Source organism: Gordonia sihwensis, from assembly GCF_029632925.1.
Taxonomy (GTDB): domain Bacteria; phylum Actinomycetota; class Actinomycetes; order Mycobacteriales; family Mycobacteriaceae; genus Gordonia; species Gordonia sihwensis.
On sequence record NZ_CP121248.1, the window covers coordinates 3,109,132 to 3,126,553 of the forward strand.

The 17,422-nt window shown below is 69.2% G+C and carries 22 protein-coding genes and 1 pseudogene; 5 read left to right on the top strand and 18 right to left on the bottom strand.

The window, feature by feature from the left end; genetic code table 11:
• Window positions 1-5: 5 nt before the first annotated feature.
• Genes moaA through P5P27_RS15035 form a run of 4 tightly spaced genes read right to left on the bottom strand, consistent with a single transcriptional unit; the run spans window position 6 to window position 2,654 of the window.
• Entirely contained in the window at window positions 6-1,007 is a 1,002-nt protein-coding gene (gene moaA, locus P5P27_RS15020) for a GTP 3',8-cyclase MoaA (RefSeq protein ID WP_222111236.1), read from the bottom strand.
• Complete coding sequence (locus P5P27_RS15025) at window positions 1,004-1,432, bottom strand: molybdenum cofactor biosynthesis protein MoaE (protein WP_045537144.1); 429 nt, start codon at window positions 1,430-1,432, stop codon at window positions 1,004-1,006. Before P5P27_RS15025 ends, moaA begins: the two co-directional genes overlap by 4 nt.
• Window positions 1,429-1,980: a MogA/MoaB family molybdenum cofactor biosynthesis protein gene (locus tag P5P27_RS15030; protein WP_278124770.1), complete on the bottom strand. Its 552-nt coding sequence runs from the start codon at window positions 1,978-1,980 to the stop codon at window positions 1,429-1,431. The genes P5P27_RS15025 and P5P27_RS15030 overlap by 4 nt, the downstream gene beginning before the upstream one ends.
• Window positions 1,977-2,654 (bottom strand): trimeric intracellular cation channel family protein, encoded by a 678-nt coding sequence (locus tag P5P27_RS15035; RefSeq protein ID WP_006895613.1) that lies wholly within the window; start codon window positions 2,652-2,654, stop codon window positions 1,977-1,979. The genes P5P27_RS15030 and P5P27_RS15035 overlap by 4 nt, the downstream gene beginning before the upstream one ends.
• Window positions 2,655-2,815: 161 nt before the next feature.
• Between P5P27_RS15035 and P5P27_RS15040 the strand changes: the two genes are divergently transcribed.
• Complete coding sequence (locus P5P27_RS15040; protein WP_222111235.1) at window positions 2,816-3,055, top strand: hypothetical protein; 240 nt, start codon at window positions 2,816-2,818, stop codon at window positions 3,053-3,055.
• Between the two features lie 168 nt (window positions 3,056-3,223).
• Here P5P27_RS15040 and P5P27_RS20825 read toward each other — a convergent pair.
• From P5P27_RS20825 to P5P27_RS15085, 9 genes and pseudogenes are all read right to left on the bottom strand, one after another.
• Window positions 3,224-3,876 (bottom strand): annotated as a pseudogene (locus P5P27_RS20825) (DUF6629 family protein).
• A 125-nt stretch (window positions 3,877-4,001) separates the two neighbouring features.
• Window positions 4,002-4,187, bottom strand: a complete 186-nt coding sequence (locus P5P27_RS15050) for a type Z 30S ribosomal protein S14 (protein WP_006895617.1) — start codon at window positions 4,185-4,187, stop codon at window positions 4,002-4,004.
• 16 nt (window positions 4,188-4,203) lie between these two features.
• The gene (gene rplE / locus P5P27_RS15055) at window positions 4,204-4,782 is read right to left on the bottom strand and encodes a 50S ribosomal protein L5 (RefSeq protein WP_006895618.1); all 579 of its coding nucleotides are present in this window, start codon (window positions 4,780-4,782) and stop codon (window positions 4,204-4,206) included.
• 1 nt (window position 4,783) lies between these two features.
• A complete protein-coding gene (rplX, locus tag P5P27_RS15060; RefSeq protein WP_006895619.1) occupies window positions 4,784-5,101 on the bottom strand; it encodes a 50S ribosomal protein L24 in 318 nt (105 codons plus the stop codon).
• A gap of 3 nt (window positions 5,102-5,104) precedes the next feature.
• The gene (rplN, locus tag P5P27_RS15065) at window positions 5,105-5,473 is read right to left on the bottom strand and encodes a 50S ribosomal protein L14 (protein WP_006895620.1); all 369 of its coding nucleotides are present in this window, start codon (window positions 5,471-5,473) and stop codon (window positions 5,105-5,107) included.
• A gap of 243 nt (window positions 5,474-5,716) precedes the next feature.
• Window positions 5,717-6,805: a hypothetical protein gene (locus P5P27_RS15070; RefSeq protein WP_278124779.1), complete on the bottom strand. Its 1,089-nt coding sequence runs from the start codon at window positions 6,803-6,805 to the stop codon at window positions 5,717-5,719.
• Window positions 6,802-7,980: a sensor histidine kinase gene (locus P5P27_RS15075; protein WP_278124781.1), complete on the bottom strand. Its 1,179-nt coding sequence runs from the start codon at window positions 7,978-7,980 to the stop codon at window positions 6,802-6,804. Before P5P27_RS15075 ends, P5P27_RS15070 begins: the two co-directional genes overlap by 4 nt.
• Before the next feature lie 65 nt (window positions 7,981-8,045).
• Window positions 8,046-8,330, bottom strand: coding sequence for a LuxR C-terminal-related transcriptional regulator (locus tag P5P27_RS15080; RefSeq protein ID WP_085950743.1), 285 nt, complete (start codon window positions 8,328-8,330; stop codon window positions 8,046-8,048).
• A gap of 227 nt (window positions 8,331-8,557) precedes the next feature.
• Window positions 8,558-9,250, bottom strand: a complete 693-nt coding sequence (locus P5P27_RS15085; RefSeq protein WP_411815631.1) for a response regulator — start codon at window positions 9,248-9,250, stop codon at window positions 8,558-8,560.
• 170 nt (window positions 9,251-9,420) lie between these two features.
• Here P5P27_RS15085 and P5P27_RS15090 point away from each other — a divergent pair, with 170 nt between their 5' ends.
• Both P5P27_RS15090 and P5P27_RS15095 read left to right on the top strand, forming a co-directional pair.
• Entirely contained in the window at window positions 9,421-10,179 is a 759-nt protein-coding gene (locus tag P5P27_RS15090) for an acetoacetate decarboxylase family protein (RefSeq protein WP_278124784.1), read from the top strand.
• A gap of 57 nt (window positions 10,180-10,236) precedes the next feature.
• Window positions 10,237-10,746 carry an MTB12 C-terminal domain-containing protein gene (locus tag P5P27_RS15095; RefSeq protein ID WP_006895626.1) on the top strand — a complete coding sequence of 170 codons (510 nt, stop codon included), beginning with the start codon at window positions 10,237-10,239 and terminating at the stop codon, window positions 10,744-10,746.
• Between the two features lie 39 nt (window positions 10,747-10,785).
• Here P5P27_RS15095 and P5P27_RS15100 read toward each other — a convergent pair whose 3' ends face one another.
• The 5 genes from P5P27_RS15100 to P5P27_RS15120 all read right to left on the bottom strand — a co-directional run bounded on the left by P5P27_RS15100 (window position 10,786) and on the right by P5P27_RS15120 (window position 15,601).
• Window positions 10,786-11,913 (bottom strand): hypothetical protein, encoded by a 1,128-nt coding sequence (locus P5P27_RS15100; RefSeq protein WP_278124786.1) that lies wholly within the window; start codon window positions 11,911-11,913, stop codon window positions 10,786-10,788.
• The gene (locus tag P5P27_RS15105) at window positions 11,898-13,058 is read right to left on the bottom strand and encodes an ATP-binding protein (RefSeq protein WP_278124788.1); all 1,161 of its coding nucleotides are present in this window, start codon (window positions 13,056-13,058) and stop codon (window positions 11,898-11,900) included. Before P5P27_RS15105 ends, P5P27_RS15100 begins: the two co-directional genes overlap by 16 nt.
• Window positions 13,055-14,113, bottom strand: a complete 1,059-nt coding sequence (locus P5P27_RS15110; RefSeq protein ID WP_278124790.1) for a hypothetical protein — start codon at window positions 14,111-14,113, stop codon at window positions 13,055-13,057. The genes P5P27_RS15105 and P5P27_RS15110 overlap by 4 nt, the downstream gene beginning before the upstream one ends.
• Window positions 14,110-15,309 (bottom strand): sensor histidine kinase, encoded by a 1,200-nt coding sequence (locus P5P27_RS15115; RefSeq protein WP_278124791.1) that lies wholly within the window; start codon window positions 15,307-15,309, stop codon window positions 14,110-14,112. The genes P5P27_RS15110 and P5P27_RS15115 overlap by 4 nt, the downstream gene beginning before the upstream one ends.
• Before the next feature lie 67 nt (window positions 15,310-15,376).
• Window positions 15,377-15,601, bottom strand: a complete 225-nt coding sequence (locus P5P27_RS15120) for an MbtH family protein (RefSeq protein ID WP_006895631.1) — start codon at window positions 15,599-15,601, stop codon at window positions 15,377-15,379.
• 366 nt (window positions 15,602-15,967) lie between these two features.
• On the opposite strand from P5P27_RS15120, the gene P5P27_RS15125 reads away from it, so the two are divergent.
• The gene (locus tag P5P27_RS15125; RefSeq protein ID WP_156150513.1) at window positions 15,968-16,282 is read left to right on the top strand and encodes a hypothetical protein; all 315 of its coding nucleotides are present in this window, start codon (window positions 15,968-15,970) and stop codon (window positions 16,280-16,282) included.
• Between the two features lie 211 nt (window positions 16,283-16,493).
• Window positions 16,494-17,372 carry a glycosyltransferase family 2 protein gene (locus tag P5P27_RS15130; protein WP_278124796.1) on the top strand — a complete coding sequence of 293 codons (879 nt, stop codon included), beginning with the start codon at window positions 16,494-16,496 and terminating at the stop codon, window positions 17,370-17,372.
• Window positions 17,373-17,422: the final 50 nt, after the last annotated feature.

Consider the following 17,422-nt stretch of genomic DNA (forward strand, 5'->3'; position numbering starts at 1 on the left):
CCGGCTCACCCGCCGATCGCGGACATCGGACGGTCGGGTTGCAGGAAGCCGGGATCGTCGATGCCGTGTCCGGCGAGCTTCGCGGTCACCGACTCGCGGATGGCCGACTCGATCCGTTCGTCCGGTGCCCCGGAACGCAGCAGCGCGCGCAGATCCGATTCACCGCGTGCGAACAGGCAGTTCCGGAGCTGTCCGTCGGCGGTGAGTCGCACCCGGTCGCATGAACCGCAGAACGGCGCGGTCACCGAGGCGATGACCCCGACGGTGGTGGGCCCGCCGTCGACCGTGTACAGCTGTGCCGGATTCGAGCCGCGGTCGTCGCACGCGCTGAGGGCGAACTCCGCCGACAGGGCCGCGAGGATGTCGTCACCGGTGACCATCTGCGCCCTCGACCAGGTGTGCCCGGCATCGAGCGGCATCTGCTCGATGAATCGCAATTGAGCGCCGTGCTCGCGCGCGAAACGGACGAGGTCGGTCAGCTCGTCGTCGTTGACGCCGTGCATCGCGACGGTGTTGATCTTGAGCGGTGTGAGGCCGGTGGCCTGTGCCGCGGCGACTCCGCGGAGCACGTCGTCGAGCCGGTCCCGGCGGGTCAGCGTCGCGAACCGGTCCGCACGCAGCGTGTCGAGGCTGATGTTGAACCTCTCCAGACCCGCATCGGCCAGTTCCCGAGCCCGCGTGTCCAGTCCGATCCCGTTGGTGGTGATGGAGACGCGCAGCGGTCCGTCCGCGCCCTCGATCGCCGAGAGCCGGTGCACCACGTCCGCCAGGTCGGGTCGCAGCAGCGGCTCGCCCCCGGTCAGCCGTACCTCGACGATCCCCAGCGACGCGAAGACCGACGCCAGACGGATGATCTCGTCGGTGGTCAGCAGTTCGGGACGCGGGATCCACGGCACGCCCTCGGCGGGCATGCAGTAGGTGCACCGGAGGTTGCACCGGTCGGTCAGGGAGATCCGGAGATCTCGGTGCACGCGGCCGAATCGATCGACGAGTTCGCGGCCGGTCATGTCGCGACCCGGCCCAAGCCGACCCACGTGTGCGAGCCGTCGCTCTCTATCTGCTTCTTCCACATCGGCAGTTCGGCCTTCACCGTCTCCACCAGATCGCGATCGAGGTCGAAGGCGTCACCGCGATGCACCGACGAGACCGCGGCGACGATCGCGACGCCGCCGACCGGCAGCCGGCCGACCCGGTGGCTGACCGCGATCCGCACTCCGGGTCGGTCGACGCGCTCCGCGATCTCGCGCAGGATGCGCTCGCTGTCGGGGTGAGCGCTGTACTCCAGTTCCACTACCTGCCCGCGCGCGTCGGGATCGTTGTCGCGCACCGTCCCCACGAACAGCGCGGTGGCGCCCGCATCCGGTGCCGCTACGGCGTTCACATGGGCCGCGACGTCGAGGTCGACGTCACTGATCCGGGCGAGGACGATCATCGGTGATCGCCTCCGGCGGCCTGAGCGACGGCGTGCTCGGCGATCTGCACGATCACGGGGACACCGTCGCGCACCGCGCCGGTCGACCCCGCCAGATTCACCACGAGGGAACCGCGCCGCATGCCCGCGACGCCCCTGGAGAGCATCGCGTGCGGCAGCGCCGCGATGCCGACCCGCCGGATCTCCTCTGCCACGCCGGGCAGTTCACGCGTCAGCAGCGGTGCCGTGGCCTCGGGCGTCACATCGCGGGGCGAGACGCCGGTGCCGCCGGTCGTGACGACCAGACCCGAACCGGCCTCCACCACTTCGACGATCACACTCGAGATCGCGTCGCGATCGTCGGGGACGACGATCACCTCGGCGCTCCAGCCCGCCTCCCCGAGGAGATCGGCCGCCAGCGGACCGGAGACGTCCTCGCGTTCGCCGGCGAACGACCGGTCGGAGACGGTGATCACCGTCGCGCGCTTCTGCTTGGAATCCACACCTTCGAGCGTGCCACGTCCGGTGCCGCGGCGTGAACCGCACGGCCGTTTCATTCCGGTGCTCATCGATCGTCCCGCCGCGCCGTCTTGGTGTACCAGGGGCGCGGACCGTGCCAGCCGTAGCGCAGCGACGCCAGACGGACCACGGTCACCAGCGCCGCGCACAGCAACCCCACCCACGGCCGATAGACGCCGAGGTGCAGCAGCAGCGCCGTCACCGCCGCGCCGACCAGCGACGGAATCGCGTAGAGATGCTCGTTGGACCGCAGCACCGCGGGCACCGATCCGGAGAGCACGTCCCGGATGATGCCGCCGCCGATCGCCGTCGTCAGACCGAGCATCGCCGCGCTGGGCGCGCTGAGCCCGTGCTCGTAGGCGGTCACGGTGCCGGTGACCGCGAACAGGCCGAGACCCACCGCATCGGCCACCTCCAGCGGCCATCGGGTCAGCCGGGCCGGCGGGTGCCACACGAAGATCACGAGCGCGGTCGCGACGGCCACTGCCACCAGACGCAGGTCGGTGAAGGCCGTCGGAGGCGTCTTCCCGATGATCACGTCGCGGATGATGCCTCCGCCGAGCGCGGTCGCCGCGGCCAGCAGCACGATGCCCACGACGTCGAGGTCGCGCCGCACGGACAGCAGCGCACCGGACGCCGCGAAGGCCACGATCCCCGCCAGTTCGCCGCCGTGGTGGACCAGCGACGCGGCGTTGTCGAGGTTCGAGGACAGCCACACCGACATCGACCACCTCCGAGTCCGTCTTCGACCTGCATGCGGCAGACGCGTGAGGCGTCCGAGGCCCGATCAGCCCGAGGTGAATCTAGCGCAGGCACCGCGCCTGGTGAGCAGCGGAATCCCCGTCGCCGGCTCCGCGGGTCCGCGGAGCCTGGCAGACTGGAGACATGAGGAAGAAGTGGGCCGAACTCTCACCCGCCGCACGTGCGGGGATCATCTCGATGGCCGCGGTCGACGCGGGCCTGCGCGTCTGGGCGATCCGCGATCTGCGGTCACGCGACAAGAACCAGGTCAACGGCCCGAAACTGGTCTGGACCGTGGTGCTCGGCGGAGTGAACTCCGCGGGGCTCCTGCCGACCGTGTACCTGCTCGCCGGGCGCAAGCGCACCACGTCCGAATCGCATTAGCCTGCGGTCGGAGCCGACGCGCCGTACGCTGTCAGTGCACCTGACCGGACCGGCTGCGAGATCGGACTCATCCGACATCCGCCGGACCCTGTGAACCACGGATGCGCCGCATCCCGTCCCGAACCCGATGGCCTCGCCGAACACGGTGGGGCCATCGGTGTCTGGACGCTACGCGGCGAGCGTGCGGTTCCGCTGTTCCACCGCGAAGTGTGCGAACACGATCAAGCTGAGGAATGCGGCGAAGGTGCACCAGATCGAGGCGTATCCCGCGGCGTTCATCACCGCGGCGACGCTCATCGCGACGAGATTGCCCGCTCCCATCGCGACGACGTAGCGGTGCGAGCTCGACATCGGCGCGACGCAGGTGGCGAACACATAGGGAACGGCCAGCCAGGCAGCACTGAACGGGACGCCGAGCCGGTAGTCGAGGTTGCCGTCGACCACCGCGACGCTGATACCGGGCTGGATCGCGAGATACAGCATGTACACCGCGAGCACCGCGCCGACTCCCAGCGGAACCGTCTGCAACCGGCGCCGGTGTGGCTCCGATTCATCAGCCACACGGCCCACGGGATGTAGGCAGGCAGCACGGCCCACGCGAACATCACCCACATGTGCACGCCTGCGCCGGAGTTCAGCGCCTCGCTGCGGTCGCCGAGCGCCAGCCAAGTCCATCCCTCCAGCGCCTGATGCACCCCGAAGAGCAACGGCAGCGCCGCGAAGGGCAGCTGCCGCACATCCCGGACCAGGCACAGGGTGGTGGCGCCCACCGCGGTGATCACACCGGCGCCCACGAAACTCGCAGTCGCGCTGAAGCACATGCGTCGAATCCTGCCACTCGCGCGGGCACGGCAGCGGACATTCACCCTCGGCCGCGCCGCAGAACGGACGAGGACCCGCCTCCTTGAAGGAGACGGGTCCTCGTCACATGCCTATCGGCGGGAAGTCACCAGCTGGACTTCTGCACACCCGGCAGCTCGCCGGCGTGCGCCATGTCGCGGAAGCAGACGCGGCACAGGCCGAACTTGCGGTACACCGAGTGCGGGCGTCCGCACTTGTTGCAGCGGGTGTAACCCCGGACTGCGAACTTGGGCTTCTTGTTGGCCTTGTTGACCAGAGCCTTCTTTGCCATCTCAGTTGTCCCTATCTCAGTTCGCGGCTGCGTCGTTGCTCTTGAACGGGAAGCCCAGAGCGCGAAGCAGCGCACGGCCTTCGTCGTCCGTGGTGGCCGAGGTGACGACCGTGATGTCCATGCCACGCGGCCGGTCGATCGAGTCGATGTTGATCTCGTGGAACATCGACTGCTCGTTGAGGCCGAAGGTGTAGTTGCCGTTGCCGTCGAACTGGCGGTCGCTCAGACCGCGGAAGTCGCGGATACGCGGGAGGGCGATCGACACGAGGCGATCGAGGAACTCCCACATGCGGTCGCCGCGGAGGGTGACGCGCGCACCGATCGGCATGCCCTCACGCAGCTTGAACTGCGCGATGGACTTGCGGGCGCGGCGGATCTCCGGAGCCTGACCGGTGATGAGCGCCAGGTCGGCGACGGCACCGTTGATCAGCTTGGCGTCACGGGCGGCGTCGCCGACACCCATGTTCACGACGACCTTGACGACGCCGGGGATCTGCATGACGTTGGCGTAGTTGAACTCTTCGTTCAGCTTGCCCTTGATCTCCTCGCGGTACTTGAGCTTCAGGCGAGGCTGGACCTTCTCAGAAGTGGTCATATCAGATGTCCTTCCCGGTCTTGCGGGAGATGCGGACGTTCTTGCCGGTCTCCTCGTCGCGGCGGTAACCGACGCGGGTCGGGTTGCCGTCGGCGTCGACGATCATCACGTTCGAGACGTGAATCGGAGCCTCCTGCGTCACGATGCCGCCGGACTCCGCACCGCGCTCGTTCGCCGAGGCGCTGGTGTGCTTCTTGATGCGGTTGACGCCCTCGACGAGCACGCGCTCGCGCTTCGGGTAGGCCTCGATGACCTTGCCCTTGGCGCCCTTGTCCTTGCCCGCGATGACGATGACGGTGTCACCCTTATGGATCTTCATGGGTCAGATCACCTCCGGTGCGAGCGAAACGATCTTCATGAAGCGCTTGTCACGCAGCTCGCGGCCGACCGGGCCGAAGATGCGGGTACCGCGCGGGTCGCTCTCGTTCTTGAGGATGACGGCCGCGTTCTCATCGAACTTGATGTACGAGCCGTCCGGGCGACGGCGCTCCTTGACGGTGCGCACGATGACGGCCTTGACGACCTCACCCTTCTTGATGTTTCCGCCGGGGATGGCGTCCTTGACGGTGGCGACGATGACGTCACCCACGCCGGCGTAGCGCCGCGACGATCCACCGAGAACACGGATGCAGAGGATCTCCTTCGCACCGGTGTTGTCGGCCACGCGCAGCCGCGATTCCTGCTGAATCACTGCGTAGTCTCCTTGACCTGGATACTTATGTCCGCCGGATTTCCGACCCGACGCACACGGTCTGTCACCATCGAAACCCGCGCCTGCCTGGGCGTTCCCCGGATTCCGGAGGACGCCGCAGTGGGTTCGCGGCTCGACTCGCGGCGCACACGCCGCAGGCAACCGCTCTAGTGTAGGCCGATCCCCCTGCTGCAGCCAAATCAGTTCAGCGCCGGGACCTGGGGAAACCTCGCCTGCGAGTGCTCACCGTGCCGGCCGTCCGCCTTCGGCGGGCTCCGGTGGAAAGTCGATCCTGCGGGCGGAACCGTCCTCGGCGACGGCGATCGTGGCGTACCGGTCTCGCCGCTCGGGCAGGAGCCGCACCGTGACCTGCGCGCCGGCGCGCGCCCCCGTCAGCACCCCGACGGCGGCCTGCCGGACGTCGTGCAGCACGGTGCTGTCGAGGACCGGCGCTGCCTTCCGGTCGTCCAGCAGCAGCACGCGGACGCCGCGTGCTCGCGCCTGCCACGCGGCCTCGGCCAGTTCGGGGACATCGAGCCCCGGAGCCCGGATGCGGTCGCGCAAGCCGGCCTCCACGAGCAGACACATCGCCACTTCCCGGTCGGTCAGCGGTTCACCCGAGGCGATGCGCTCGAGCAGCGGCCGCACCCGGTCCTGCAACTGTCGGATGCGGTCGCCGCGGACCGCCAGGGGCTCCCCGTCCGCCCCGCCCCGTTCCCCCAGGCCCCGTTCTCGCAGGCCCCGTTCTCGCAGCCTGCGCATGGCGCTGATCTGCCGGACGCGTGGCCGGATGATCATCGCGAAGAAGGTGGCCGCTGCCAGTATCCCGATGTTCCCGGGCACCGCGATCTGCGCCGCCGTCACGAAGTCGATGTCGCGAGCCTGGGCCGCCACGGCCGTGGCGAGCACGCCCAGGAGTCCGCCCGCCCACGCGATCGCGATCTGCCCGCGCACCGCGAGGACCAGCGACGTCAATGCCACGGCGCCGCCGAGTGACAAGACTGCCGCACGGTCGCTCACCTCGGCCGCCCAGACGGACAGCCCGGACGCGGCCACGCCGGACGCCGCCACGCCGACCGCGTGCCACGGCCGCATCGGGTCGGACGGCGAGCGCAGTCCGGCGACCCAGCCGACGCCCAGGATCACGAACCCGCCGACATACGCGGCCGGCGCCCGCACGTCGCCGCTGCTCAGACCGAGTGCGGCGAACGCCGTCCAAGCACAGGCCACCACCAGCGCCGCGCCCCGGCTCCGCAGACCGAGCACGGTCGCGACGTCGGCACTCCCCTGCTGGGCGGCGCGGTCTGCCGCAACCCGATCCGGCGCGGTCATCCGACGCTCACCGCCGCCGGTGACCAGCGCAGACGGACAGTGCAGCCCTGTCCCGGCCTGCTGACGACGACGGCCTCTCCACCGCGGAGCACGCCGACGCGATGGCGGATGCTCAGCGCCAGCCCGAGGCGGTCCGCCGACACCGATTCGGGATCGAAGCCCACCCCGTCGTCGGTCACCACGATCTGGATCAGGTCGGGCCCGATTCCGATGAACACCGCCGTCGCAGCCGCGGCGCCGGCGTGGACGACGCTGTTACGCACGGCCTCGGCGGCTGCCTCGGCCAACGCCGAGATCACCGTGTCGGGACAGGCGATCGCGTGGTCGTCGATCTCGACCGTCACCGGCAGATCGCCGTCGATCCGCGCGATCACCGCCCGCAGCCGGGCCACCGCCTCCCTGGCGCCCACGTCGTCGGGCGTTCCCGCCTCATCGGCCAGCCGGTCCAGCGCCTCGAGTGCACCGGCGGCCTGGTCGGCCACTCGTGGGTCGTCCCGGTCGGCCGCCACCGCGACGAAGGTCGAGAGCACATAGTCGTGAATGAGGGCGTCGACCCGCGCCGCCTCCACCTCTGCCACTCCCTGAGCGACTGCCGATTCGGCTTTCGATCGGGACTCGTCGAGTTCCGCGCCGAGCCGCAGCACCCGATGGGCCAACAGAACACACACCGACGTGAACACGATCCCGAAGAGCGCCTCCTCCACCGCCGACCACACATCGGCGCCGGTGACGTACCAGACCGCGACCATCGCACCCAGAAGCTTGGCGACGGCCAGCAGCGCGATCGCCTCGCGGACCGGCCGCACCAGGACCGCTGCCATGCCCACCAGGCCGGCGAAGTCGAGGATCCAGAACGCCGGGCTCTGTGTCTCGGCGCGGCACAGCGCCAGCCACAGCACCGCCGCGGCGAACAGGCCGATCGCGCACGAGAGTGCAAGGGCCGCGATGCCGCGATGCCAGGCTCTCACCAGCGAGGCCGCCAACAGTGCGAAGCCCGGGCCGAAGGCGAGCAGGGCGGCGGCCACCGGGTACCACTGCGGCAGCCGTCCATCGGCTTCAGACGCCATCTGCGGCAGCGCGATCACCGCGTAGATGAGATAGCCGATTCCGACGAACCTGGCCAGGGAGGTTCGGACGCGGTCACGCTGGGGGTCGCCGCCGAGAACCGTTCCCATCGAATGTCGCCGCCCGCCGTCCGGAGATCCGGACAGCGGGCGGCGACTTCTGATGAAAGTCCGGGTCACCACTCCTCTAGTGTCGTATACCCGTCCTGCAATGCGCGAGCGAGAAGGTGCGCTTTCGTCGGTGCCGGGCGGCCGACGGCCGCGTACTTGGCACGAATCCGCGAAATATGCGTGCTCACGGTCGACTGAGAGATGAAGAGTTTGTTCGCGGCGTCCTCTTTCGACTCCGCCGCCATCCACGCGAGGAGCACTTCGACCTCACGTGTCGACAGTGCGGGTCGCGACGGAGGTGCGACGACCAGATGCGGCAGTACTGCTGCATCGACCACCGGCGCCGTCATGCGGGGCACCCGCCCATCGTTGATTCCGACCTCGAGTTCGGCAACGCTCACAGGCGATCCTCCTGTCAAATCCCCGACCGGCTGTGGTTGGCACCTGAACAGGAATCGCCCAGGCTCACAATCAACGTTACGAACGGCGTCGCCGCCCCGGTAGACCCAGAAATAGGGACATCTTCGGGCGTTCCGCGCGCTGTGACGCACGGCATGTGAGCAGCGGAGAAGGCCCCTCAGGAGTCCCGGAGCGGCATCGGGAGCCAGCCGTCTTCGACCGCACGTTTGAACAGGTCGAGTTTGGTGCGCGTGGGACGGCCCGCATCGGCGTACTTCTGCCGGATCCGCTTCAGGTACTCGTTGACCGTGTCCGGTGTGACACCCAACTCCTGTCCGACGCTGACCGACGTCCCGCCGGACGCGTACAGCGTCAGCACTCGTTGCAGCTGCGGACTCAGGTCGACGGCATCGAGGTTCGGGTCACCGTCGATGGCGGCCGCCCACTCGGTGGTCAGCACTTCCTCGCCGCCGGCCGCGGCGCGGATCGCGGCGAGGATCTCCTCCTCGGAGGCGGACTTGAGAACCACCGCGAGCGTCCCCGCGCGCGCAGCCGAGCGAAGCAGGTCCGGATGCTCACCGGAGGTGTAGACGACCGTCACGATGCCGTGGTCGGCGAGCGTGCTGACGTTCTCCCGCGGGGTGGTTCCGTCATTGAGACGCAGGTCGAGGATCACGACGTCGAGATCCGTCGCCTTGTCCAGGAGCTCGGCCACGGTGGGTGCGGAGCCGACGAGTTCGAGGTCGTCCTGACGCTCCAGAATCCTTTCGATCCCCCATACCGGCGACTGGTGGTCGTCGACCATCCCGACGCGAACGATCCCGGACTCGGGCGTCCCCGGACCGCCGTCGTCGTCCATGTGCTTCGTCATCTCCCCATCCCCTGTCCGATACGAACATCTCGGACGTCTTCAAAGTATCGAACGCCTCCGACAAAATCTCGGTGTTCCTTCGTTCGGGGGACCAAAGTCCGTGACATGCGCCATCTCCTTCACCAGGGAACTCACCCGCAACGCCAGACTCACGACGTAGCGTGAGACAGATGACTGACATGCGAGTTCACGACGTTCTGGGCGTCGACGTCGAGATGCCCGTACGGATCCGGTCGGCACGCTGCTTCGTCGCCGGGTTCACCGCCGACACCGAAGCCGTGCGCGCCGCCGTCCGCCGCCGCGGCGACCTGGACCTGGCACCGTTGCAGGTGCGCCGCGGACGAGCACTGTGCATGCTCGTCTTCGTCGACTACCGGGACGGCGACCTCGGGCCGTACAACGAGTTCGGCGTCTGCTTCCTCATGCAGCCGCCCGGGCGGCAGGCCTCGACGCTGTCCGCGATGCGATCCCTGGCGTCGGCCGACGCCCATGCGTTGATCCACGATCTGCCGGTGGACGGCGAGTTCACTCTGGCGGCCGGCCGCGGGATCTGGGGCTTCCCGAAGATCCTCGCCGATTTCGAGGTCGACCACGACTCGGCGGTGAAGCACGGACGCGTCAGCCAGGAGGGCAGGCTCATCGCCGACCTCACCGTGAGCCGTGGCGTCCCGGTTCCCGACAGCGCGCGCGACACCGTTCTGCAGGCGTATTCGCAACTCGACGGCGTCGCGCGCCGGACCCCGTGGCGTCTGACCTCCACCTCGGGAACCAGGACCCGACTGGGTGGCGCGCGCCTGACACTGGGCGACCACCCGATCGCGGACGAACTGCGGCGCCTGGATCTGTCCCGGCGCGCGCTGATGGCGTCGTCGGTGGCCGACCTGTCGATGACCTTCGACGATGCGACCGTGCTCACCCCGGCACCCTGACGGCGACATCTGCTGTTAGGCTTGCCTAAATAATCCCGTCTGACCACTAGGAGAGCCATGACCGCCATCCGAAACCTCCGTCGCCCCGCCGCCGCGCTCGCGGCCGTCGCCGCCACCACCGCACTGCTGGCGGCATGCTCGAACTCCGACGACGACACCGCGAGCACCGCCTCCGCTTCGCAGTCGGCGAGCGTCGAATCGAGCGCCATGGCCGGTGTCGAAGGCCTCGACAACGCCAAGGCACAGGAGATCATCCGGACCGCGGTCGACGGCAACACCTCGATCGACGACCTCTCCAAGGTGGTCGACACCTCGACTCCCGGGTCGGCCGAGGCGCTCAACGCCTTCGCCAAGGCCTCCGGTCCGGCCGGCTACACCCCCGACGCCTACACCGTGAAGTCGGTCAAGGCCGACGGTGAGAACAAGGCGGTGGCCGTGACCGCCGTCAAGTCGCCGCACGCTCCGGCACCGGTCGACATCCAGCTCGCGATGGTGAAGCAGGACGGACAGTGGAAGCTGGCCGGCGCCTCGGTCACCACGCTGACCTCGATGATGCCCAAGCACTGACCGGGGATCTCGACTCAGTCTCCGCACCGGCGGCGCTCCTCAGTCCGAGGATGCGCCGCCGGTGTCGTCTCTCCAGGCCAGTTCACCGGCGGTCGAGACCGCGCACACGCGCCGCCGCGTACGGGTGCCGTCGGATTCGCCGATGGACGCCACCACGTCCCGGCCGGCGGGAAGCAGACGGGCGGTCACCCCGCCCCGCCGCGCCCGGGTGAGCACCGCGACGAGTTCGGCGTGGAGGGGGCCGTCGGCGACCCCGCCCCGCGCGTCGACCCGCCGGTCGTCGAACAGCCGGACATCGACACCGCGCTCCCGCGCCGCAGCCGCGGCGTCCCGCACCGGCTGCGACATCCAGCCTCGGCCGCGGACCTCATCCCTCAGCTCGGCCTCCACCAGTCGCGCCCGCATCACCTCGCCGGGCGAGAACCCGTCACCGACGGAGAGTCGTTCCAGAAAGGGCCGGACCTCCTCGTTGAGGGCGTCGAGCTGCGCGCGCCGCTGAATCAGCGTCGCCTCGTGGGCGGCGCTCGCTTGGACGGCCGCGACCTCGCGGCGGTCGAGCACGCGGGCGAACGCCAGCAGCGGCCGGACGTAGAGCATCATCAGCGAGGCCGGCACCATCGCCGCGAGCATGCGCAGCGCCACCGGGACCGCCGTGCCCGGACGCCAGCCCCACGCCGCCACCGCCACCCACGACAGTCCGATCACCAGCACGAACCCCAACCACGCCCACCTCGCCCGGCCGCGCACGATCAGCAGACACATCGCGACCGCGTACGCGATCATCGGCGCGCTGGGGCGCACCCAGTTGGCCGGTCCCACCGGAATCGACCACCACACCACCGCGCCCGAGGCCGCGCCGAGACAGACCACGACGATCGCCGCCGGCCGCGACAGCGGGTCGTCCACACCGCAGGTCGCCAGACACAACGATGCGGCCAGACCGATCGATCCGACGACCATCGCAGTGAGCTGTGCGAAGCTGAGGTCGAGCCGTGGCAGGAACAGTTCCACCACCACGTACGCGACCATCACCGCTCCCACGGCCACCCGCAGTCCGGGGCGGCCGAGACCGAGCATCTCCGCCATGGTCTCCGGTCCCCGGCCGGGCCGCGCATCGCCGGACGGGTGCGGAGCGCGGCGGACCGTCGCGGTCACGGCCTGCGCCATTCCAGCGACACCATCGTTCCGTCGGACGCCGAGGAATCGATCCAGGCGCCGCCGCCGGGCTGTTCGCGCATGCGGCGGAGGATTCCGAGTTCGATGCCCGCACGGTCGGGCGGCACGCGGTCCGGATCGAAGCCGACGCCGTCGTCGACGATCCGGAGACGGATGAGGTGTGCGTCGAAGACACCGACGAGTGCGTGCGAGGATCCCGGCCCGGCATGGGTGACCGCGTTGGCGACCGCTTCGGCGGCCGCGTCGACGAGTGACTCGACGAGCACGTGCGGGTACTCGATCTCCGGATCGTCGACCCGGAGGTCGATCATCGTGTCGTCGCCGATCGCGTTCACCGCCTCTCGCAGCCGGAGGACCGACTCGCGAGCCGAGACGTGCAGGGGCGGCCGGTAGGGGGCCGAACGGCCGTCGAGGTCGGCGAGAGCCGTGGCCGCCTCCCTCCTCGTCTCGGCGTCGACCGGGTTCTCCGACACCAGTCTGAGCATCGCGACCACTCCGTCGCGCACCACCGCGTCGAGCCGCTCTCGCTCAGCCGTACGGGCGGCTCGACTCGCGGCATTCGCACTCGCCGCCAGGATTCGGTCCCGGCGCGCATCGGTCTCGCGCAGCGCACGCATCATCGAGTACTCCACCGTGAGGAACACACCGACCAGTGTGGCGGTCAGCAACGAGTTCGCATAGCCGATGGTGCCGAGTTGCCCCTGCTTCACGTACTGCTGCGCGGTCGCGAGCAGGATCAGCACGAATGCCGTATACGTCACCGTCACCCGGGGCCGGTACACCGTCGCCATCACCACGGCGGGCAGGACCACGGTGTTGGCGGGCCAGATCGGCGGCGACCCGTACGTCGACGGCGCCGCACCGCCCTTCCACGCGACGAGCCACAGCACCACGGCGGCCGCATTGGCGACGCCGAGGAGCAGGGAGAGCGGACCTACGCGGCGCCCGTTCCCGAACGACGCGTCAAGGAGCAGGGCCATCGCCGATCCGCCGACGAGCGAGATGCTGACCGGGAGCCACCACGCCTCCACCAGGACCACCACCTGGTCGTAGTACGCGAGCATCAGGGTCGGCACGAACAGCGACGTGATCGCCATGCAGACCGCGGCGCCGCGCCGCATCCGGAGTTCGTTCACGACTCCACCACCCGGGTGCGGCCGCCGCTGAACTCGACCCGCCGCCGAGTGCCGCCGTGCGCCACCGTCACCGATGCCACCGGGCAGCGGCCGGGCGGCGCCACGCGGGCCACCACCTCGCCTTCGGACAATGCGTCGAGATCGGCGCACAGGACCGTCGAGGCCTGCGCCAGGATCACTGCGGCGTCGTCGACGGCCACCTCGCTCAGGCCACCGTCGTCGAGCAGGGTCACCGACACGCCGCGGTCTCTCGCGCGCCACACCGCCCTGCGGACCTCGGAGGTGTCGAATGACGGCGCTCGGATGCCGTCGCGCAGGAGGGCCTCGATCAGCCGTGCGGTCCGGACGTCGGCTCCGGTGACCCGATCGGCGTCGAGCACGTTCTCCAGCAGCGGACGCACCCTCCCGTCGATTCGCGCGATCCGCTCCTCACGCGCCAGGAGCGCAGCCTTCCCCGCGCCCTCCTCGTCGGAGGCGCGCTCGTGTCTGGCGGCCAGCGCGTCGAGTTCCCGGAACAGCGGAGACAGCATCGCCGTGGCCGCCGTGGCTGCGGCGAGGAGCACCGCCGTCGTGGTCTGGACGGTGCTCCACCAGTGGGTCGCGCCGGTGACCGCGCCGAGCACCAGACCGAGGGCGATGCCGCTCAGTGCACCCACCCAGGCGATCACGGCCCGGCTGCGGAACACCAGCAGTGTCTCCACCACGAAGGCCGTGACGAACATCGGCAGGTATGCGCGGGCGTCGGTGACACCGTCGGCCGCGACGGCCACCCACACCACCGCCTGCGCCACCAGTGTCAGACCGATGGCCACCAGTGCCGGGCGACGGCCGAATCGCCCCGGGGGCGGAGAGAGCGTCACCGCGAAAGCCGCGGTGTAGAGCGCCAGCCCGCAGCCGGCGCCGACCCAGTACGCGAAGCCCCGCGGTTCCACCGCACCGCGGACCGCCATCAGAATGCCCAGCGCAACGAGGTATCCGGCCAACACCACCACCATCGGCGCACGACGCACCGCAGGTTCGGTGATCGTTCTCCTGGGCTCCACAGCGGCGCTCACCGGTCAGCGCCCGGATCGGCCCAGCCGAGTTCCACTCGAGTTCCGGCGCCCGGAGCACTGACCACCCGGCTGGTGCCGCCGTCGAGCTGGCGCATCCGTTCCAGAATCCCGAGGGCCACCCCGATGCGGTGCGCAGGAATCGCCTCCGGGTCGAATCCGACTCCGTCGTCCACGACCACCGCGCTGATCCGGTCGGGCCCCACGCCGCAGAGCACGGCGCCGGACGCCTCGGGGCCGGCGTGCCGATGGAAGTTGCGTACCGCTTCCCCGACCGCTTCGATCACGGTGTCGGCCGCCGCGGCCGGGAACTCGGTGCCCGGCGGAGCGGAGACCACGGCTTCCACCTCGACCCCGGAACCGAGATCGTCGACGGACAGACGCAGTCGCTGCAGGAACTCGGTCGCCCGGATCCGCTCCGCGCCCGGCTCCACCTCGGTCGACCAGTTCGCGAGTTCGTCGAGCACACCCGAGATGTTCTGCCGAAAGCCCACGGACAGCGGCCCGGGTCGCAGAGCCGTCAGGAGCGCGATGAGGCGGTCGTGCACCATCGCGTCGATCCGGCGCCGTTCGGCGTCGCGGACGTTGCTCCGCAGCAGTGCCACGGCTCGCGCGGCCGCCTCCTGCCGCTGTTCGTCGAACCGGTGCGCTGCGCTCATCACCGCCCAGCAGATTCCCAGATAGATTCCGGCGAGGGCCAGAACCCACAGTCCCGCGGCGAGGTCCACCCAGGCCACGCCCCCCGAGGCGATCGAGGCGACGAGAAGGCTGAGCCCGCCGGCGACCACGAGGTTCGCGACCGCGAAGCCGAGCCTGCCGCACAACACCAGCAGGCAGCTCGCGATCTGGGGGATGAAGACGATGCCGTGATCGAACCCGTTCGCCGGAACCTGGCCCACGTGCCCGTCCCACCCGGCGAACCAGGCGGCGATCAGCGCCAGGAAGGCGAGGGCACAGCCGACGGCCACCGGTTCGAGCCGATCGATCCGGCGGGTGACCCCGACGGCGACGACGGCGAGCGCGGAAGCCAGGACGACGGCGATGCCCAGCCACCGCCACCAGTGGCCGGTGAGCGCGAAGTAGCGGTCGAGATCGCTGGGCGCGAGGAAGAAGATCCCGAGATAGGTGAAGCCGAATACGGTGGTGCCGGTCGCCTGCATCCGCGCCGACACCGACGGCACCGATCGACTAGCCGGCATCGCTCCCTCTCCCGACCCGGCGAGACCGCGGTTTCCCCAAGCGTGAAACGTCGCCCGAACGGGCCGGTCAGGCGTTCTTCTGGTCTGCTTCCATCGCGTCGATCAGACTCTGCGGGCGCAAGTCGGTCCAGTTCTTCTCCACGTACTCCAGGCACGCTTCTCGACTGTCCTCGCCGAACACCTTGGTCCAGCCGGCCGGGATGTCCGCGAACGTCGGCCACAGCGAATGCTGGTTCTCCGCGTTCACCAGAACGTAGAACCGGCCGTCTTCATCGTCGAACGGGTTGGTCATCACTCATTCCTTCCGGCCGCCGCAGTCCGGTGCGGCGGCCCACACAGCAGAGCCCGGCGGGCCTCATCCTCCGGCCAGTCAACCGGTCACACCTGACGATAATCGCAGCCCGGCGGCCGATTCCGCAAAAACATGCCGGGCGCGCGCTGCGATGTGCTTTGTTAAACAATTGCAACTTTGGCCACAGAGGCCCCGCAGCACCGCGCTCACCTGCAAAAACAGCGGCAAACCGCACCGCCTGCACATACGTTCGGACCGATCGCGAGCAGTTCTGGGAACTAACCCCTATCGCGGACCGTTGTCAGCAGGACATACTCATTCAAACGCACGACCACAGCGGCAGCTAGAGAAGTACAGGTGATCACCATGAGTAGCGATCTGCTCGAACGCATCGAAGACCGCAGCATCACGATGCCGCGGCTCGTCGCCGTCCGCCTCGCGGGCAAGCCGGTCACCTATGCCGAACTCGCGGACGAGATCGCTTGCCGCCTCGAGGCCGGCGGTTACTCCGACCACTCGGCGAACGCCGCGCTGTTCGCCGCGCTCATGAACCTTCTCCCCTATCGCCTCCGCACCGTCGGGCCCCATGAGGACCTTCGCATCGTCTCTTCGGCCATCCGCTGGCTCAACGCGTACCACGGCACGGGCGTTGAAGAGCGGCGCCTTCAATCTGTCAGCTGAACGGACTATCGGCCGACCCCGATCATTCTGTTACAGCTTCCGATCCACATCGCGAGCGTTGAGTCTGCGATATAGATCACACACGACTTGGGGCGGGTAGCGCGTCCGATTCGACGGATCTGATCGCAGATTCATCTGAAACGCCGACACACCCAGATCTGTCCGCCGACAAACTCCGAACTGTCCGCATTGGGCGGTAGGGTTCGGCTCTGTGACTCACCCAACTCTCTCCGTCATGGTTCCGGCGCTCAACGAGGAGGATTCGATCGCGCAGACGCTGACCCGTCTCTGCGAACAGATCGAGGACCTCAACGAGATCATCGTGGTCGACAACGATTCGACCGACCGCACCGCCGAGATCGTCAGCGAGTTCAGCGCGCGGGAGCCGCGGATCCGTCTGGTCAGCGAGACCCGCCCCGGACTGATATTCGCGCGCAACGCCGGATTCGAGGCCTCGACGAGTGAACTGACGGCGCGCCTGGACGCCGACACGGTTCCGCACCCCGGCTGGGCCCGCTCCATCCGGGAGTTCTTCGCCGACATGCCCGACGACGTGGTGCTCGCCACCGGCCCCCTCACCCCGTTCGACTCTCCGTTCAAGAAGACCTTCGAGAAGTCGAATCAGCGGCTCATCGCGCGGGTGCGGGCCAAGTCCGACGACCCGCGCGGAATCGTCGGTCTGCACATGGCCACCGGCGGCAACAGCGTTCTGCGCACCGCGGTGTGGCCCACGATCCGGGACGCCGTCTCCGACCGCCCGGACGTGTACGAGGACTTGGATCTGTCGCTGTGCTGCCGGGAGGCCGGCTATCGGATCGCCTTCATCGTCGGCATGGCCGCCGACAGCTCGGCACGCCGTTTCCGCAGCAGCCCGCGCTCCTACGGCCGGTACATGCGGCAGTTGCCGGAGACCTACCGCATCCACGGGCTGCACGGCGAAGCCCGCAAGAGCCGCCTGCAGGTGCTGAACAACCGGGTCCTGCACCTGTTCACCTGGCTGCCGACCCGCGCGTACGACGCGAAGACCGGGACGATGTCGTTCCGCCGGATCTTCCGAAGCGACGACCCGAGCGACACCGCCCGCGTCTGAATCCGAGCGGCGCCGCCGGGGATCGGGTCACGATCCCCGGCCGACTCGTC